This window comes from Ferrovibrio sp. (assembly GCF_019636075.1).
Classification (GTDB): Bacteria; Pseudomonadota; Alphaproteobacteria; order Ferrovibrionales; family Ferrovibrionaceae; genus Ferrovibrio.
Genome location: NZ_JAHBYG010000065.1, coordinates 1 through 15,923, shown reverse-complemented (window position 1 = coordinate 15,923; position 15,923 = coordinate 1). Strand labels below are relative to the sequence as shown.

Below are 15,923 nucleotides of genomic sequence, written 5' to 3'. Positions count from 1 at the left end.
TCCCCCCGCGCCGCGTCGATCCGCGCCATCACACGCGCATCGGCATCAGCACATAGAGTGCGCCGTCGTCGGACGGATCGCGCACGATGGTGGGCGCCAGGGCATCGGCCAGCAGGAAGCGGGCATTCTCGCCCTCGATCTGGCCGGCGATATCGAGCAGATACTTGGAATTATAGCCGACCTCGATAGGCGCCGCGCTATAGGCGATGGTGAGCAATTCCGAAGCCGAACCCTGATCCGGGCTGGTGGCGGAAAGCTCAAGCCCTTCCGATTTCAGCGTCAGCTTCACGGCGCGGCTCTTTTCGGTGGAGATGGTGGCCACGCGATCCACGGCGGCGGCGAATGCCTTGGCATCCACTTCCATCACCTTGTCGTTGTCGCGCGGAATCACCCGCTCATATTCCGGGAAGGCGCCGTCGATCAGCTTAGACACCAGCACCAGTTCGGCGAAGGCGAAGCGGATCTTGGTATCCGACAGCGAGATGGTGACATCAGCGGAGGCGCCATCGAGCAGCTTGCGCAATTCGGCAACGGTCTTGCGCGGCACGATCACGCCGGGCATGCCGGCAGCGCCGCTGGGCAGCGGGCTTTCCACGCGCGCCAGACGATGGCCATCGGTGGCCACGGCGCGCAGCATCGGCACGCCGGCGCTGCTGGCGGCATGCACGTAGATGCCGTTGAGGTAATAGCGCGTCTCCTCGGTGGAGATCGCAAACCGGGTCTTGTCGATCAGGCGACGCAGTTGATCCGCCGGCAGGGTGAAGCTGTTGGGCAGGTCGCCCGCCGCCATCACCGGGAAATCTTCCTTCGGCAGGCAGCTGAGCTTGAAGCTGGAACGGCCGGCGCGCAGTTCAAGGCGCTGATCGGCAGCCGAGAAGGTCAGTTCCACTTCCGAGCCATCGGGCAGCTTGCGCACGATGTCGTAGAAGGTATGGGCAGCCACCGTGGTGGAGCCCGGCTTGGAAACCTTGGCAGCGAGATTTTCCACCACGGCGATATCGAGATCGGTGGCGGTGAGCGCCAGGCCGCTATCCTGGGCCTCCAGCAATACATTCGAGAGAATGGGGATCGTATTCCGGCGCTCCACCACGCTTTGCACATGGCTGAGAGCGGTCAGCAGAACGGCGCGCTCGATAGTAAGTTTCATGGCTGAAAACCGGGAATGTTGCCTGCCCCGACGGCCCACCCGCCGAGTCGAAAGAGTATATCAAAGCCGCCCGTTCTAGGCGAGCAATTCAGCAGCCTGGGGCGGCCCCTTTCGCGGCACCGCGAAAGAGATTCAAGCCATTGATATTATTGAGAAATAAGGCCGATCAGCCTTCTAGCTTGCGGCGCAGCAGATCCACGTCTTCAGCGAATGCGCTGTCGAGTTCGCGGAGTTCCTCGATCTTACGCACGGCATGCATCACCGTGGTGTGGTCGCGGCCGCCGAATTTGCGCCCGATTTCGGGCAGGCTGCGCGAGGTAAGCTGCTTTGCCAGATACATCGCCACCTGGCGCGGACGGGCCACGGCGCGGGCGCGGCGGGGCGAATGCATGTCGGCGAAGCGGATCGAGAAATGCTCGGCCACGCGCTTCTGGATTTCCTCGATCGTCACCTTGCGGTCATTGGCGCGCAGCAGATCGGCCAGAACTTCCTGGGCCGAGGTGATGGTGATCGGGCGCCCCACCAAGCTGGAATAGGCGGAAATGCGGTTCAGCGCGCCTTCCAGCTCGCGGATATTGGATGTGATGCGCCGCGCCAGGAATTCCAGCACCTCGGCGGGAATGTTGCGCATGCCGGTGCGCTCGGCCTTGGCCTGCAGGATGGAAAGCCGCAACTCGAAATCGGTGGGATGGATATCCACCACCAGGCCCCAGCCGAGCCGCGAACGCATGCGCTCCTCGATGCCTTCCAGATCCGAGGGCGAACGATCGCCCGACACGATGATCTGGCGGTTCTGGTCGCACAGCGCATTGAAGGTGTGGAAGAACTCTTCCTGGGTGCTTTCCTTGCCGGCGATGAACTGGATGTCATCGATCATCAGCACGTCGACGGAGCGGAACTGCTCCTTGAAGGCCATCGTGTCCTTGAAGCGCAAGGCACGAATGAACTGGTACATGAATTTTTCGGCCGAGAGATAGACCACCCGGCGCTCAGGGAAGAGCTGGCGGATATGCCAGCCGATGGCATGCATCAGATGGGTTTTGCCCAACCCCACGCCGCCATAAAGGAACAGCGGGTTGTAGGCCACCTGCGGGCTTTCGGCCACGCGCAGAGCTGCGGCGCGCGCCAGCTCGTTGGATTTGCCGGTAACGAAACTCTCGAAGGTAAAGCGCGGATCGAGCGGCGCCGACAATTCGCGCTCCACGTCGTCCATATCGCGTGCCGGCAGCGGCACGCCGGTGCGGGCATCGGTGCGCGGTTCGGCCGCGCGCTGACCGGCAGCGGCAAACTGCTGGCCCGGCATGCGCGGATCGGTCGCACGCTGGTCGGGCTGATGCGGATCGGCATTGCGCAGGGCGGCATTGCGTTGGTCGGCTGCGGCAGCATCCTGGGCCTGGCCCGGCTTGGGCGCGGCAGCGACGCGCACCTGGATCAGCACACGGCGCACATCGGGATTTTCCAGCCGCCAGATTTCGCGCAGCCGCTCGGAGTAATGGTTGGCTACCCAATCGCGCATGAAGCGGGTGGGCACCGAAAGATGCACATCGCCATCTTCCAGCGCCAGCTTGGCAAGCGCCAGCGGCTTGAGCCAGCTATTGAAGGCCGCCTCGCCGAAAGCGCCGCGCAGACGACCGCGCACACGCAACCATTGCTCAGCCAGCAAATGCGCGGAAGCCGATGGGATGCCGGTTTCCGTCCCTACCGTTGCTTGCGGTGTGGCGGCGGATTGCGGCTGCGAAGGAAAGGATTTCACCATGATGCGGCCTCAGCTCTGCGTCCAGGCGAGGCCAGAGGCCTTCCAACCGTTGCGCTTGCCGCGATGTTTTTCCGGATCGAGATCGCCCTCGAAACCGCCGACGATATTGAAGCACGGGCCGAAGCCAGCCTTGGTCATGGCAATTGCCGCAGCGCGCGAACGCACGCCGGAGCGGCAAAGGAAATACAGCGGCTGGCCTGGGGCAACGTCCTTGGCACGCAAGTCGTCAGCGAAACTCGGGTTCACATTCATGGTCGGATAAACTTGCCAGGAAATTTGCAATACGGATTTTGAGAGTGAGGTCAGATCGGGCAGGCCGACATAACTCCACTCCGGTGCAGTGCGTACGTCGATCAATATCGCAGAGGAGTCGGACTGCAGTTTTGACCAGGCTTCGGCCGGAACAACATCGCCCGCATATCCATCGTCAACCCCCGTTGCCGCTGCCTGCATCCCCAAAACCCTCGCGCCACGTATTTCGTTTTTTCAAACCAATTTATGGAGCGTAACGCGCTACCACGAACTGACTGAGATCGATCAGACACTGAGATCGATCAGACACTGAGATCGATCAAACACTGAGATCGAGCACTAAGAGCATGAACCGACTGAAGGCCATCCTACTATCTGGCCGTCGCGATCCGAAATGCCAACCGACGAACTTGCGTTCCTGCCGACCTTCATTCCGCCCCGTGGCAGCGGGTGCATTAAACGCAAAAACGGTTCCGCTAAGCAAGCATGCTTTCGCCTGTTCGCCAAAAAAAAACTCCACTGTGACGCAAACAACGCTCTTGTATTTTTCAGCGACAGCAACGTGATGAGAATTACATCATAGACATGTTGCTTGCGCATAATCGCACACGCAGAGACAAGTGCTTGGGAAGACAGGCGCCCGGCAACACAACGGCTTGGCATGCAAGCGCCGCAGCTTACTATGAAACCGCTTGAAACCCGGCATACAAGTGCTTGGCACTAAACACGCAACGCCCGATATCGACAAAGGTTCCGCAGCCAAAGCCTGGCCGCCGGGTTACCTTTGGTCATCCCTGCCATGACAACGCATCCCGCGCATGCGGTCGAACGAAACGGCATCCTTCCTTTGGAGGAGCGCCCTTACGCGCCGCACAAAAAAACATCGCCACGGTCGAGAGGACCGTGGCGAGGCGAAACCAATTTTATCACCAATTCTTTCCGGTGCGTCCAAGGCCGCCAGCGAGTGGCGGAGGCCTGATGGCCAAGGCTCCGTATGCGGAACCTGGCAAGGCGGATCGCACTGGAAGGCGGCAGGCCCGGAAGCCGGGCCGGAGCATCAGCCCAGCGATTTGACGCGGGCGTTGAGACGCGACAGCTTGCGCGAGGCGGTGCCCTTCTTGACCGCACCCTTGGTCACGCCCTTGTCGAGCGCCGGCTGGGCCAGCTTCAGAGCGGCCTGAGCGGCAGCCTTGTCGCCCTTGGCGATGGCGTTCTCGACGCTCTTCACGGCGGAGCGGACCTTGCTGCGACGCGCGCGGTTGACCTCGGTGCGCTTGGGGGTTTGGCGGGCGCGCTTCTCCGCCGACTTATGCTGAGCCATGGACAGATGTTCCAGTTGCGTGATGAGTGCCGTTAGGCGAATTCGAGGCGCGCGTTATAGCCCCGGCTTGGGGAGGCGTCAACCCTGCCAGGGCCGCCACGAAAACAGGCGAAAAAGACCCCAGGCCATACCGGCAGCATACTGGCGGCATACGGGCAGCAGCTGGGCAGCATGGCCTCGGCGTTGATCCCCGGGCGGCCTGCGGTCATAGTGCCAAGATGCTGGAAAACCTGCCATCTATTCTGGATCTTGCGGCCCGAGGCCTCTACCTGCTGGGCGCCGCCTGGGGCTTTGCCCTGATGGCCACCAGCGCATTGCCGGCGGCTTTCTTCTGGGGCATAGGCGGCGGCCTCGCGCTGGCGCTCGCGCTGGTCGATTCCGCCATATTGCTGGCACTGCCCGGCCTGGCCGGCCTTACGCCCAGCCTGCAGTTCTATAATGCCACGATCGGCGCCATGGCCCTGGGGCTGGGCGCATTGTTTTCCATCGTGGTGCCGCCGGCCAGCAAACGCCGCACCCTGTTCACTGCCCTGGGCATAGCCCTGCTGATGGCCGCCGCCGTGGAACGGCTGCCGCTAGGGCAATTGCCGATGCCGCTGGTGCTGCTGGGCATGCTGATGCTGGCGGTGCTGATCGGCCTGCGCCACCGCCCCGCCCCGGCACGCTGGCTGTTGGCCGGCATGCTGCTGCTGGGCCTGGCCGAATTGACCCGCCATGGCTTTCTGCCTGGCCTGCCGCTGCCCGAGGCCGAGGCCGCCCGGCTGCTGCTCGGCCTGGGCTTATACACCTTCGGACGCGCCGCCAAGGCAGCCTGAACGCCCGATCAGAAGACAGAATTTTCAGCCGATAGGGATTCCCGTTGCCGAAAATTATTTTAAGTATAAAATAATTTTCTATCCTGGAGGCGCGCATGAAAATCGCCATCATCGGCGGCGGACCGGCCGGCTTGTATCTTGCCCTGCTGCTCAAGAAGGCAGAGCCCGGGCACAGCATCGTGGTGCATGAGCGCAACCGCCCAGACGATACATTCGGCTTCGGCGTGGTGTTTTCCGACGAGACGCTGAACCAGTTCCTGGCCGAAGATCCGGCAACCCACGCCCTGATCGCCGACCGTTTCGCCCATTGGCACGAGATCGACGTTGTGCATGGCAACGAGACGATCCGTTCCGGCGGCCATGGTTTTTGCGGCCTGGCGCGGGTAACCCTGCTGGAAATCCTGCAACAGCGCTGCCGCGAACTGGGTGTCGACCTGCGTTTCCAAGACGAGGCGCTGGATTTTGAACGTCTGCGCCGGGAGAACGACCTGCTGGTGGGCGCCGATGGCATCAACAGCGCCATGCGCGAGCATTGGAAACAGCATTTCAAGCCCAGCCTGGATTGGCGCCGCAACAAGTTCGTCTGGCTGGGCACATCTCTGCCGCTGGATACCTTCACCTTCATCTTCCGCGCCAACGAGCATGGTCTGTTCCAGGTGCATGCCTATCGGTTCGAGGATGGCCGCTCCACCTTCATCGTGGAAACCAGCGAAGCGACCTGGCTGCGGGCCGGGCTGGACAAGGCCGACGAGGCCGCCACCGTGGCCTATTGCGCCAAGCTGTTTGCCCCGGATTTGAAGGGCCATCCGCTACTCACCAACAAGTCGCTCTGGCGCACCTTCCCCACCGTGCGCTGTGAAAAATGGGTGTATGAAAACACCGTGTTGATCGGCGATGCGGTGCATACCGCGCATTTTTCCATCGGCTCGGGCACCAAGCTGGCGATGGAGGATGCGATTGCGCTGAGCCGCGCCATCTCCGCCCCCGGCAGCGATGTGAAAGCCAAGCTTGCGGCCTTCGAGACCGAGCGCCATGAGCAGACCGAAATCCTGCAGCATGCCGCGCAGGTTTCGCTGGAATGGTTCGAGCAGACCGACCGCTATCGCGATTTTGCGCCGGTGCAATTGGCGCTCAGCCTGCTGTCGCGTTCCAAGCGGGTTACCTACGAAAACCTGCGCCTGCGCGATCCCGGCTTTATTGCCGGCATCGACCGCTGGTTCGCCGATCAGGCTTTCAGGCAATTGGGCGAGGCCGCACCGGCCAAGGCGCCCCCGCCGATGTTCACGCCGTTCAAACTGCGCGACATGCGCCTGGAAAACCGCGTGGTGGTTTCGCCGATGTGCCAATATTCGGCGAAGGACGGCATCCCGAATGACTGGACCCTGGTGCATCTGGGCAGCCGCGCCATCGGCGGCGCCGGGCTGATCATCACCGAAATGACCGATATCGCGCCAAACGCCCGCATCACGCCCGGCTGCGCCGGCCTGTGGTCCGATGCCCATGCGGCGGCCTGGAAGCGCATCGTCGATTTCGTGCATGACAATTCCAAGGCCAAGATCGCCGTGCAGCTGGCCCATGCCGGTGCCAAGGGCGCCACCTGCCGGCCCTGGGAGGCTGGCAGCGACCAGCCCTTGCCCGCCAATCAGGCCTGGCCCATCGAGGCCGCCTCCGCCCTGCCCTATCTGGCCAACAGCGCCACCCCGCACGAGATGACCCGCGCCGATATGGACCGCGTGCGCGGCGATTTCGTGCAGGCCGCCAAACTGGCCAAACTGGCCGGGTTCGACATGATCGAACTGCATCTGGCCCATGGCTATCTGCTGTCGGGCTTTATCTCGCCGCTGACCAACACGCGCCGCGACGAATATGGCGGCAGCCTGGAAAACCGCATGCGGTTTCCGCTGGAGGTATTCGATGCCATCCGCGCGGTCTGGCCTACGGAAAAACCGATCTCGGCGCGTATCTCGGCGGTGGATTGGGTGCCGGGCGAAGGGCTGGAAATCGAGGATGCCATCCAGATCGCCCGCATGCTGAAACAGCATGGTTGCGACCTGGTGGATGTTTCCGCCGGCCAGACCAGCCGGCGCGCCAAGCCGCGCTACGGCCGCATGTTCCAGACCCCGTTCGCCGATGCCATCCGCCAGGAGGCCGGCATCGCCACCATCGCGGTGGGCGCCATCACCTCCGCAGATCAGGTGAATACCATTATCGCCTCGGGCCGCGCCGATCTTTGCGCCCTGGCCCGGCCGCATCTGGCGGATCCGTATTTCACCCTGCATGCGGCGGCCGATTATGATTTCCGCGGCATCCACTGGCCGGTGCAATACCATGCCGGGCGCGACCAGCTTTATGCCCTGAAAGCGCGCGAACGCGAAGAGGCCGCCGCCCAGCGCGCCGATGCCCTAGAAAAGCAGCGGCTGCGGCGAGACAGCGACATCTGATCCCGGTATCGTTTCCGCATCGATTCCGGGAAGGATACCCATGCGCGATCTGCATCTGCCTGGCCGCTCCGTGGCCATGGGCCGCCACGCCGCTGCCGCCACCTCGCATAGCCTGGCCACCCTTGCGGCCATCGATATCCTGAAAAGCGGCGGCAGCGCCGCCGATGCAGCGATTGCCGCCTGCGCCGTACAATGCATCGTGGAACCGGGCTCCACCGGCATCGGCGGCGATTGCTTCGTGCTGTATTCCCCCCGAGGCGGTAAAGTGCAGGGCCTGAACGGTTCCGGCCGCGCACCTGCCGGCCTCACCGCCGATCTGCTGCTCGGCCAGGGCCTGAACGAGATCGGCCTTACCAGCCCGCATGCAGTGACCATTCCCGGCGCCATCGATGCCTGGCTGAAACTGCATCAGCGCTTCGGCAAGCTTCCTTTTGGCGACCTGCTGCAACCGGCGATCCGGCTTGCGGAAGAGGGTTTTCCGATCACCGAACGGGTGAGCGTGGATTTTGCCCGCAACGAGAAAAAGCTATCCGCCGATGCCAACACCGCCGCCGTGTATCTGCCGGGCGGCAAACCGCCGGCACGCGGCAGCGTGATGAAGCTTGAAGCCTATGCCAAGGTTTTGCGCGAAGTGGCCAGCAAGGGCCGCGAAGGATTCTATTCCGGCTGGGTGGCGGAGGATATCGTTGGCTATCTGCGCGGCCTGGGCGGCATGCATACGCTGGAGGATTTCGCCAACCAGAAATCCTACTGGGTGGAGCCGATCGCCACCCGCTACAAGGACGTGGACCTGCTGGAAATCCCGCCCAGCGGCCAGGGCATCATAAGCCTGCTGCTGCTCAACATCCTGTCTGGCTTCGATCTGGGCAAACTGGATCCTGCCGGCGTGGAGCGGTTCCATATCGAGGCCGAAGCCACACGGCTGGCCTTTCAGGCGCGCGACACTTATGTGGCCGATCCGGCCTTTGCCGATGTGCCGGTGGACAAGCTGCTTTCCGCTGCCTTCGCCGATGAATTGCGCAGCCGCATCGATTTGAAGAAGGCGATGCCCGCGCCGCCGCCCATCGGCGGCCCGGTCTATCGCGATACGGTGTATATCACCGTGGTGGATGCCGACGGCGATTGCTGTTCGTTCATCAACTCGCTGTTCTTTCCCTTCGGCACCGCGCTGAGCAGCCCGAAAACCGGCCTGCTGCTGCAAAACCGTGGCAGCGGCTTCCGCCTGCAGCCGGGGCATCCCAATTGCTTGGAACCCGGCAAGCGGCCGCTGCACACCATCATCCCGGCCATGGCGCTGAAAAACGGCAAGCCCTGGTTATGCTATGGCGTGATGGGCGGCGGCTTCCAGCCGGTTGGCCAGGTGCATGTGCTGACCAACCTGGTGGATTACGGCATGGATATTCAGGAAGCCATCGATTGTCCGCGCGGTTTCCACACCCAAGGCCGCTTCGAAGCCGAACGCGGCATCCGTGCCGACGTGCTGCAAGGCTTGGCCGCGCTGGGCCATGACGTGAAGCTGGCTGAAATGCCCCATGGCGGTGGCCAGGGCATCCTGCTCGGCGATGTGCTGCAAGCCGGCTCGGATCCGCGCAAGGATGGCTGCGCGCTGGCTTATTAGAAACCGCGCGCCTTACGGTTGGTTTCCAACTGTTCGGGCGTCAGTTCCAGGCCGACCAGGATTTCCACATCGGCGGCGCCGCGACCAGGCGCGAAGGGAATGGTCTGTTCCAGTTCCTCGCCCACCACCGCGCGGCGGCGGCCCTGGGTGAAAGGCACCTTGGCGGTGAAACGCTCACGCGAGAGAATGCGCTGCTGCTTATCCACCACGGCAACGAAATACGGCACGGCGGTTTCCGCAGCTTCGCCGGCCGGACCACGGGTGGCGGCCACCTGCAGGGTGAACTGGATGGTGACGGAATCCAGCTTGTTGGCATATCTGCAGCCGCCATTGAAATCCAGCAGCTGATGCTCGTAGGCCACATCGGTAAGATCGCGGCCGGAACCGGCACGGTAGATCGTGCCCTTGGCCGCATCGCTGAGGATACCCACGCGCGGGCAGGCTGGCGGCGGGGCTTTTTTGTCGAAAATCCCGCAACCGGCCAGCAGCAGCAACCCAATGGCCAGCAAACCGCACCGCGCCAAGCGCGAGCCCTGGATTTGCCTGGATTCGAGGGTCATGGCGGACTTTCCTTCCCGCAGCGGGTGGGTTAGCTTGCCCGGCAATCGACGGACGCCCCTGTATAGAAGAGGCCCCGCCGCCTTACAAGCTTTGCAGGCCCGCCTGGCAGATGAACGCGCCCTTACAAAAGATCGAGATCGTACTGGCGGCACCGCGCGGCTTCTGCGCCGGCGTGGACCGTGCCATCCAGATCGTGGAACGCGCCATCGCCAAATATGGCGCACCGGTCTATGTGCGCCACGAAATCGTGCATAACCGCTTCGTGGTGGACAGCCTTGCCGCCAAGGGCGCGGTTTTCGTGGACGAGCTGGATCAGGTGCCGCCCGGCGTACCGGTGGTGTTTTCCGCCCATGGCGTGCCGAAATCCGTGCCGCTGGCCGCCCAGGCGCGCGAATTATTCTATCTCGATGCCACCTGCCCGCTGGTGAGCAAGGTGCACCGCGAGGCCGAGCGCCATCATCGCGAGGGTCATCACATTCTTCTGATCGGCCATGCCGGCCATCCGGAGGTGATCGGCACCATGGGGCAATTGCCCGATGGCGCCGTTACCCTGGTGGAAACCGTGGCCGATGTGGCGGCCCTGCCGGACATGACGGGCCGTAAGCTGGCCTTCATCACCCAGACCACGCTTTCGGTGGATGATACCGCAGAGATCATCGCCGCTTTGCAGGCGCGCTTTCCCAGCATCGAGGCGCCGCGCAAGGAAGACATCTGCTATGCCACCACCAACCGGCAGGCTGCCGTGAAGGCGATTGCCGCAGAATGCGATGCCTTGCTGGTGATCGGTGCGCCGAATTCGTCCAACTCGCTGCGGTTGGTGGAAGTGGGCAAACGGCTGGGCTGCACCACCGCCCTGCTGGTGCAGCGCGCCGCCGATATCGATTGGAACAAACTGGAGCATTGCCGCAGCGTGGGCATCACCGCCGGCGCCAGCGCACCGGAAGTGCTGGTGGAAGAAGTGATCGATGCCTTCCGCCAGCGTTTCGAGGTGAGCTTGCGCGAAGTGACCACCGCCACCGAGGCCGTGCAATTCAAACTGCCGGCGGCGCTGGACCAGCCATCGGCAAAGGCGGGCTGAGATGGCGGTTTACACCGAGATCGACGACGAGCAACTGGAAGCCCTGCTGGCGCAATACGATATCGGGCAGTTGATGTCGTATAAGGGCATCGCCGAAGGCGTGGAGAATTCCAACTTCATGCTGGTGACCGATCGCGGCAGTTATTTCCTCACGCTGTACGAACGCCGCGTGGATCCTGCCGACCTGCCGTTTTTCCTTGGCCTGATGCAGCATCTGGCGGCCCACGGCCTGCCCTGCCCCACGCCGATCCAGGGCCGCGACGGCGAGGCTTTGCGCGAAGTGGCCGGACGCCCCTGCGCCATCATCAGCTTTCTCAACGGCGTGTCGCAAAAGCGCCCCAGCGCCAAACATTGCCATGGCGTGGGTGCGGCTTTGGCCAAATTGCATATGGCCGGGCAGGATTTCAAAGGCCGCCGCCCCAACGCGTTGAGCCTGCCAGGCTGGAAAAGCCTGATCGAGGCCTGCGGCGACCGTGCCTCGAAAGTACGGGCCGGGCTGGAAAACGAAATCGCCCGTGAATGGGATTCGCTCTCCGCCGCCTGGCCGCCGGCACCGGACTTCGGCGCCGCAACGCCGCTGCCCGCCGGCGTGATCCATGCCGACCTGTTTCCCGACAATGTGCTGTTCCTGGGCGACGAAGTGAGCGGGCTGATCGATTTCTATTTCGCCTGCAACGACTATTTCGCCTACGACATCGCGGTGATGCTGAATGCCTGGTGCTTCGAGGCCGATGGCGCCTTCAATGTCACCAAGGGGCGCGCTTTCGTGGCCGGCTATGAAAGCGTGCGCAAGCTCACCGATGGCGAGGTATTCTCGTTGCCGCTGTTCTGCCGGGGCGCCGCCCTGCGCTTTCTGCTCACCCGGCTCTATGACTGGCTGAACCAGGTGCCCGGCGCGCTGGTGCGCCCGAAAGACCCGCTGGAATATTGGCAGAAGCTGAATTTCCATCGCCAGGTATTGGGCCCCAGCGCTTATGGTATTGAACGCTGAAATGACGACAGGCGATAGCACGGTGGAGGTTTTCACTGATGGCGCTTGCCTGGGCAATCCCGGCCCCGGCGGCTGGGGCGCTTTGCTGCGGCTGAACGGCCATGAGCGCGAATTATCCGGCGCCGATCCGGCCACCACCAACAACCGCATGGAATTGATGGCCGCCATCGGCGCATTGGAAGCACTCAAACGCCCCTGCAGCGTGCGCCTGCATAGCGACAGCCGCTACCTGATCGACGGCGTGCAGAAATGGCTGCGGCCCTGGAAGGCGCGCGGCTGGAAAACCGCCGATCGCAAACCGGTGAAGAATGTGGATTTATGGCAGCGGCTGGAAACCGCGATGGCGCCGCATGCCATCGAGTGGATCTGGGTGCGCGGCCATAGCGGACACCCGGAGAATGAGCGCGTGGACAAGCTGGCACGCGCTGCCGCCGGCGGCGAACCGCCGGCGGAAGGCTAACGTCTGGTCGCTATCAGGCCTGGGCCAGCAGCGTGCCGGCATCGGAGACTTCGAAGGCACCCGGCTTTTCCAGGTTGATCGCAGTCACCTTGCCGTTTTCGACAATCATCGAATAGCGCTGCGAACGCACACCCAGGCCGCGGGCCGAAAGATCGAACTCCATGCCGATCGCCTTGGTGAAATCGCCGCTGCCATCGGCCAGCATCACCACCGTTTCGCCGGTATTCTGCTGTTTGCCCCAGGCGCCCATCACGAAAGCATCGTTCACCGACAGGCAGGCGATCAGGTCGAAACCCTTGCCTTTGAATTCCGCCGCCTTCTCGATATAGCCGGGCAGATGCTTGGCCGAGCAGGTGGGCGTGAACGCACCGGGCAGCGCGAACAGGGCCACTTTCTTGCCGGCGAAAAGCGCGCCGGTCTTCACGGCTTCGGGGCCATTCGCCCCCATTGTATACACGGTAATGTCGGGAATGCTGTCGCCAACCTTGATGGTCATATCTCGTCTCTCCGTCTAAGGCGTTCCGCCAGCGTGTAAAATGAGCCGATGTCGGCTGCCGGGCAAGAGGTAGGATGGTATTCCGCCATAACAAGATTTCTGCCCCAGTTATGGACTTTCGGCCGCCGGAGGGTAACAATCGTCTACACCTGGATCGAGGGCCAGTATGCCGAAGACCGGAAAAAGCGGACGAGACCTGACGGGCTATCTTGAGCGCCAATTTCTGGTGGCGATGCCAGGCATGCCGGATTCGCGCTTTGCCCGCACCGTGATTTATGTGTGCTCGCATAATGCCGAAGGCGCCATGGGGCTGGTGATCAACAAGCCCTATCCCGGCCTGAGCTTCAACAGCCTGCTGCAGCAACTCAGTATCGAAACCACCGTGGAACCCAATATCGTGGTGCGCCAGGGCGGGCCGGTGGAAACCGGGCGTGGCTTCGTGCTGCATTCAACCGATTACATGCAACCCGGCAGCGTGGCCATCGACGAAGCCAAGGGCATAGGCCTGACCGCCACCCTGGATGTGCTGCGCGCGATTGCCACCGGCACCGGCCCGCAGCACAAGCTGTTCGCGCTGGGCTATGCCGGCTGGGGCGCGGGCCAACTGGATACCGAATTGCAGGAAAATGGCTGGCTCACCGTGCCCGCCGAGTTCGACCTGATCTTCGATCCCGATCTCGACAGTTTGTGGGAACGCTCGCTGGGCCTGCTCGGCATCAGCGCCGGCCATCTCGCCAGCGTGGCGGGCCACGCCTGACCTAGCCGCCAATTTTTCTGCTTTTCATCGTCAGGCCCGGGCTTGTTCCGGGCATCCATGATTCAGCAGCCTTGCCGTTTCAGGCATGGACCCGGTGGTGAGGTTGGCATTCAGGTCAGAGCCCGGGATCATCGGCTAACCGGCCATACATACGGTGATCGCGCCAGACGCCGTTGATCTTGAGAAATTGCCGCGCGATGCCCTCGGCCTGAAAGCCGGCGCGCAGCAACAATCTCTGGCTCGGTACATTCTCAGGCAAAGTGGCAGCTTCCAGGCGGTGCAGATTCAAGCCGCCGAAGCAATGTTGCATCATCAAGCGCAACGCCTCGCCCATCAAGCCCTGACCGGCATAAGGCTGGCCGACCCAATAGCCGAGTTCGCCGCATTGCGCCGCGCCCCGGCGGATATTGGATAGCGTGATGCCGCCCAACAGGCTGTCGTCGCGCCTGGCGAACAGGAAAAACGCCTCGCCGCTTTCCTGACGTTTGATCTTTTCGAACCAGGCCAGCCGGCGCCGGAAACCGTCGCGGCTCAAGGCATCCTCGGCCCAGCTTGGCTCCCAGGGTTGCAGATGCCCGCGGCTGACGGCGCGCAAGGCCGCCCAGGTTTCGAAATCCGCCGACAGCGGCTGGCGCAGATAGAGGCGCTGACCGACCAGCGCGGGCGCTGTGCCGGAGAGGAAGCGCCCGAACAGCATGATGGCCTCAGCCGAAACGCGCCGCGAAGCGGCTATAGGACTCCAGCCCGCCTATCGGCCCCATGGCGGCCAATGCCGGCTTGGCCGAACGCATGATCCGCTCGGCCACGCGGCGCAAAGCGGTTTCGTCCACCGCATCCACGGCGGCCAGAATCTCGTCCACATCCAGCACGCGGCCATGCAGCAGCATCTGGCGGCCAAGCTGTTCGAGCCGCGCGCTGGAGCTTTCCAGCGACATCACCATGCCGACCTTCAACTGATTGCGTGCGCGTTCGATTTCAACGCCATCGATCGGCCCGGTCATACGCGCGAGTTCGTCGGCGAGCACCGGCGTCAGTTCATCCAGCTTTTCGCCCCCCGTGCCGGCATAAATGGTAAGCAGCCCGGTATCGCGATAGCTGGTGGGATAGGCATAGACCGAATAAGCCAGGCCACGCTTCTCGCGTACTTCCTGGAACAAGCGCGACGACATGCCGCCGCCCAGGATGGTGGAATAAACCTGCAGCGCATAGAAATCCGGATCGTGGAAAGCCAGCGCCGGCAGCGCGAAAGTGACATGGGCCTGCTCAAGATCGCGCTCATGCCGGCTTTCGCCGCCATCATAACGCGCCGTAGGGCGCTGTTCGCTGGGCACCGCCGACACATCGCCGAACAGCTTGGCCGCCAGCTCAACCAGTTGTTCATGCTCCACGCCGCCGGCCGCCGCCAGCACCATGGTGGGCGCATGGTAATTGCGATCCAGAAAGCCTTGCAAATCCTCGCGGCGCATCGCCTGCACACGCTCCACGCTGCCCAGGATGGCACGCCCCAGGGCCTGTTCGGGAAACGCCGTGGCCTGCAGGTGGTCGAAGATGATGTCGTCCGGCGTATCTTCCGCCTGGCCGATTTCCTGCACGATCACTTCGCGCTCGCGCTCCATCTCCTCGGCATCGAAGGTGGAATTGCGCAGGATGTCGGCCAGGATATCCACCGACAGAGTGAGGTCGGAAGACATCGCGCGGGCGTAATAGGCGGTCTGCTCACGCGAGGTGAAGGCATTCAAATGCCCGCCCACCTGCTCGATCTCCTGGGCGATATCCAGCGCCGAGCGGCGGCGCGTGCCCTTGAAGGCCATATGCTCCAGCATATGCGCAACGCCATTGATCTCGGGCGTTTCATCGCGCGCGCCCGCCGCCACCCAAACGCCGACCGAAACGGTTTTTACCTGCGGCATGGCCTCGCTGACCACACGCAAACCGTTGGGTAGCGTGGTGACGATGGATTGATTGCTCATGCGCCGGCTCCCGTATGCTTCTGGCCGATATGCTGCTGGATGAAAGCGCGCACCGTAGCCAGATCGTTGGGCAATACGGTCATGCGCTCCTGGCGCTCAAATAGGTCGGCCATGCGCGGAGGCAAGTCCGGATGGCGGCCGGTGGCAGCCTGCACGGCGGCAGGGAATTTCGCCGGCGCGGCGGTGGACAGCGTCACCAGCGGAATCTCCGCCGGCACGCTGCCGTCCTTGCGCGCCAGGGTTGCCACATGCAGGCCCAC

General features: G+C 63.1%; 15 protein-coding genes and 1 pseudogene. 7 read left to right on the top strand and 9 right to left on the bottom strand.

Going from position 1 to position 15,923, the window contains the following annotated elements:
* Positions 1-28: 28 nt before the first annotated feature.
* The 4 genes from dnaN to rpsT form a co-directional block, all read right to left on the bottom strand.
* Positions 29-1,147, bottom strand: a complete 1,119-nt coding sequence (gene dnaN / locus KF827_RS18705; RefSeq protein WP_291008851.1) for a DNA polymerase III subunit beta — start codon at positions 1,145-1,147, stop codon at positions 29-31.
* A gap of 166 nt (positions 1,148-1,313) precedes the next feature.
* A complete protein-coding gene (gene dnaA / locus KF827_RS18700; protein WP_291008849.1) occupies positions 1,314-2,903 on the bottom strand; it encodes a chromosomal replication initiator protein DnaA in 1,590 nt (529 codons plus the stop codon).
* Between the two features lie 9 nt (positions 2,904-2,912).
* Positions 2,913-3,356 (bottom strand): rhodanese-like domain-containing protein, encoded by a 444-nt coding sequence (locus KF827_RS18695; RefSeq protein ID WP_291008846.1) that lies wholly within the window; start codon positions 3,354-3,356, stop codon positions 2,913-2,915.
* Positions 3,357-4,212: 856 nt separating this feature from the next.
* The gene (rpsT, locus tag KF827_RS18690; protein WP_291008842.1) at positions 4,213-4,476 is read right to left on the bottom strand and encodes a 30S ribosomal protein S20; all 264 of its coding nucleotides are present in this window, start codon (positions 4,474-4,476) and stop codon (positions 4,213-4,215) included.
* 218 nt (positions 4,477-4,694) lie between these two features.
* Between rpsT and KF827_RS18685 the strand changes: the two genes are divergently transcribed.
* The 3 genes from KF827_RS18685 (at position 4,695) to ggt (ending at position 9,350) form a co-directional block, all read left to right on the top strand.
* Entirely contained in the window at positions 4,695-5,291 is a 597-nt protein-coding gene (locus KF827_RS18685) for a hypothetical protein (protein ID WP_291008838.1), read from the top strand.
* A gap of 95 nt (positions 5,292-5,386) precedes the next feature.
* Positions 5,387-7,732, top strand: a complete 2,346-nt coding sequence (locus KF827_RS18680) for a bifunctional salicylyl-CoA 5-hydroxylase/oxidoreductase (protein ID WP_291008835.1) — start codon at positions 5,387-5,389, stop codon at positions 7,730-7,732.
* A 40-nt stretch (positions 7,733-7,772) separates the two neighbouring features.
* Entirely contained in the window at positions 7,773-9,350 is a 1,578-nt protein-coding gene (gene ggt / locus KF827_RS18675; protein ID WP_291008832.1) for a gamma-glutamyltransferase, read from the top strand.
* Here ggt and KF827_RS18670 read toward each other — a convergent pair.
* Positions 9,347-9,910, bottom strand: coding sequence for a hypothetical protein (locus tag KF827_RS18670; RefSeq protein ID WP_291008829.1), 564 nt, complete (start codon positions 9,908-9,910; stop codon positions 9,347-9,349). The two genes, ggt and KF827_RS18670, sit on opposite strands and share 4 nt — an antisense overlap.
* Positions 9,911-10,020: 110 nt before the next feature.
* Here KF827_RS18670 and ispH point away from each other — a divergent pair, with 110 nt between their 5' ends.
* Genes ispH through rnhA form a run of 3 tightly spaced genes read left to right on the top strand, consistent with a single transcriptional unit; the run spans position 10,021 to position 12,440 of the window.
* The gene (gene ispH / locus KF827_RS18665; RefSeq protein ID WP_291008826.1) at positions 10,021-10,989 is read left to right on the top strand and encodes a 4-hydroxy-3-methylbut-2-enyl diphosphate reductase; all 969 of its coding nucleotides are present in this window, start codon (positions 10,021-10,023) and stop codon (positions 10,987-10,989) included.
* Between the two features lies 1 nt (position 10,990).
* The gene (locus KF827_RS18660) at positions 10,991-11,980 is read left to right on the top strand and encodes a homoserine kinase (protein ID WP_291008823.1); all 990 of its coding nucleotides are present in this window, start codon (positions 10,991-10,993) and stop codon (positions 11,978-11,980) included.
* A 1-nt stretch (position 11,981) separates the two neighbouring features.
* Positions 11,982-12,440 carry a ribonuclease HI gene (rnhA, locus tag KF827_RS18655; protein WP_291008820.1) on the top strand — a complete coding sequence of 153 codons (459 nt, stop codon included), beginning with the start codon at positions 11,982-11,984 and terminating at the stop codon, positions 12,438-12,440.
* A 13-nt stretch (positions 12,441-12,453) separates the two neighbouring features.
* Here rnhA and KF827_RS18650 read toward each other — a convergent pair whose 3' ends face one another.
* Positions 12,454-12,936: a peroxiredoxin gene (locus tag KF827_RS18650; RefSeq protein ID WP_291008817.1), complete on the bottom strand. Its 483-nt coding sequence runs from the start codon at positions 12,934-12,936 to the stop codon at positions 12,454-12,456.
* Positions 12,937-13,102: 166 nt separating this feature from the next.
* Here KF827_RS18650 and KF827_RS18645 point away from each other — a divergent pair, with 166 nt between their 5' ends.
* A complete protein-coding gene (locus tag KF827_RS18645; protein WP_291008814.1) occupies positions 13,103-13,693 on the top strand; it encodes a YqgE/AlgH family protein in 591 nt (196 codons plus the stop codon).
* A 115-nt stretch (positions 13,694-13,808) separates the two neighbouring features.
* On the opposite strand, the gene KF827_RS18640 is transcribed toward KF827_RS18645, so the two are convergent.
* The 3 genes and pseudogenes from KF827_RS18640 to KF827_RS18630 all read right to left on the bottom strand — a co-directional run.
* Positions 13,809-14,390 carry a GNAT family protein gene (locus KF827_RS18640; protein ID WP_291008811.1) on the bottom strand — a complete coding sequence of 194 codons (582 nt, stop codon included), beginning with the start codon at positions 14,388-14,390 and terminating at the stop codon, positions 13,809-13,811.
* A gap of 7 nt (positions 14,391-14,397) precedes the next feature.
* A complete protein-coding gene (locus KF827_RS18635; RefSeq protein WP_291008808.1) occupies positions 14,398-15,663 on the bottom strand; it encodes a pitrilysin family protein in 1,266 nt (421 codons plus the stop codon).
* Positions 15,660-15,923, bottom strand: a pseudogene (locus KF827_RS18630) (threonine synthase); the annotation flags it as partial. The gene KF827_RS18635 and the pseudogene KF827_RS18630, both read right to left, overlap by 4 nt.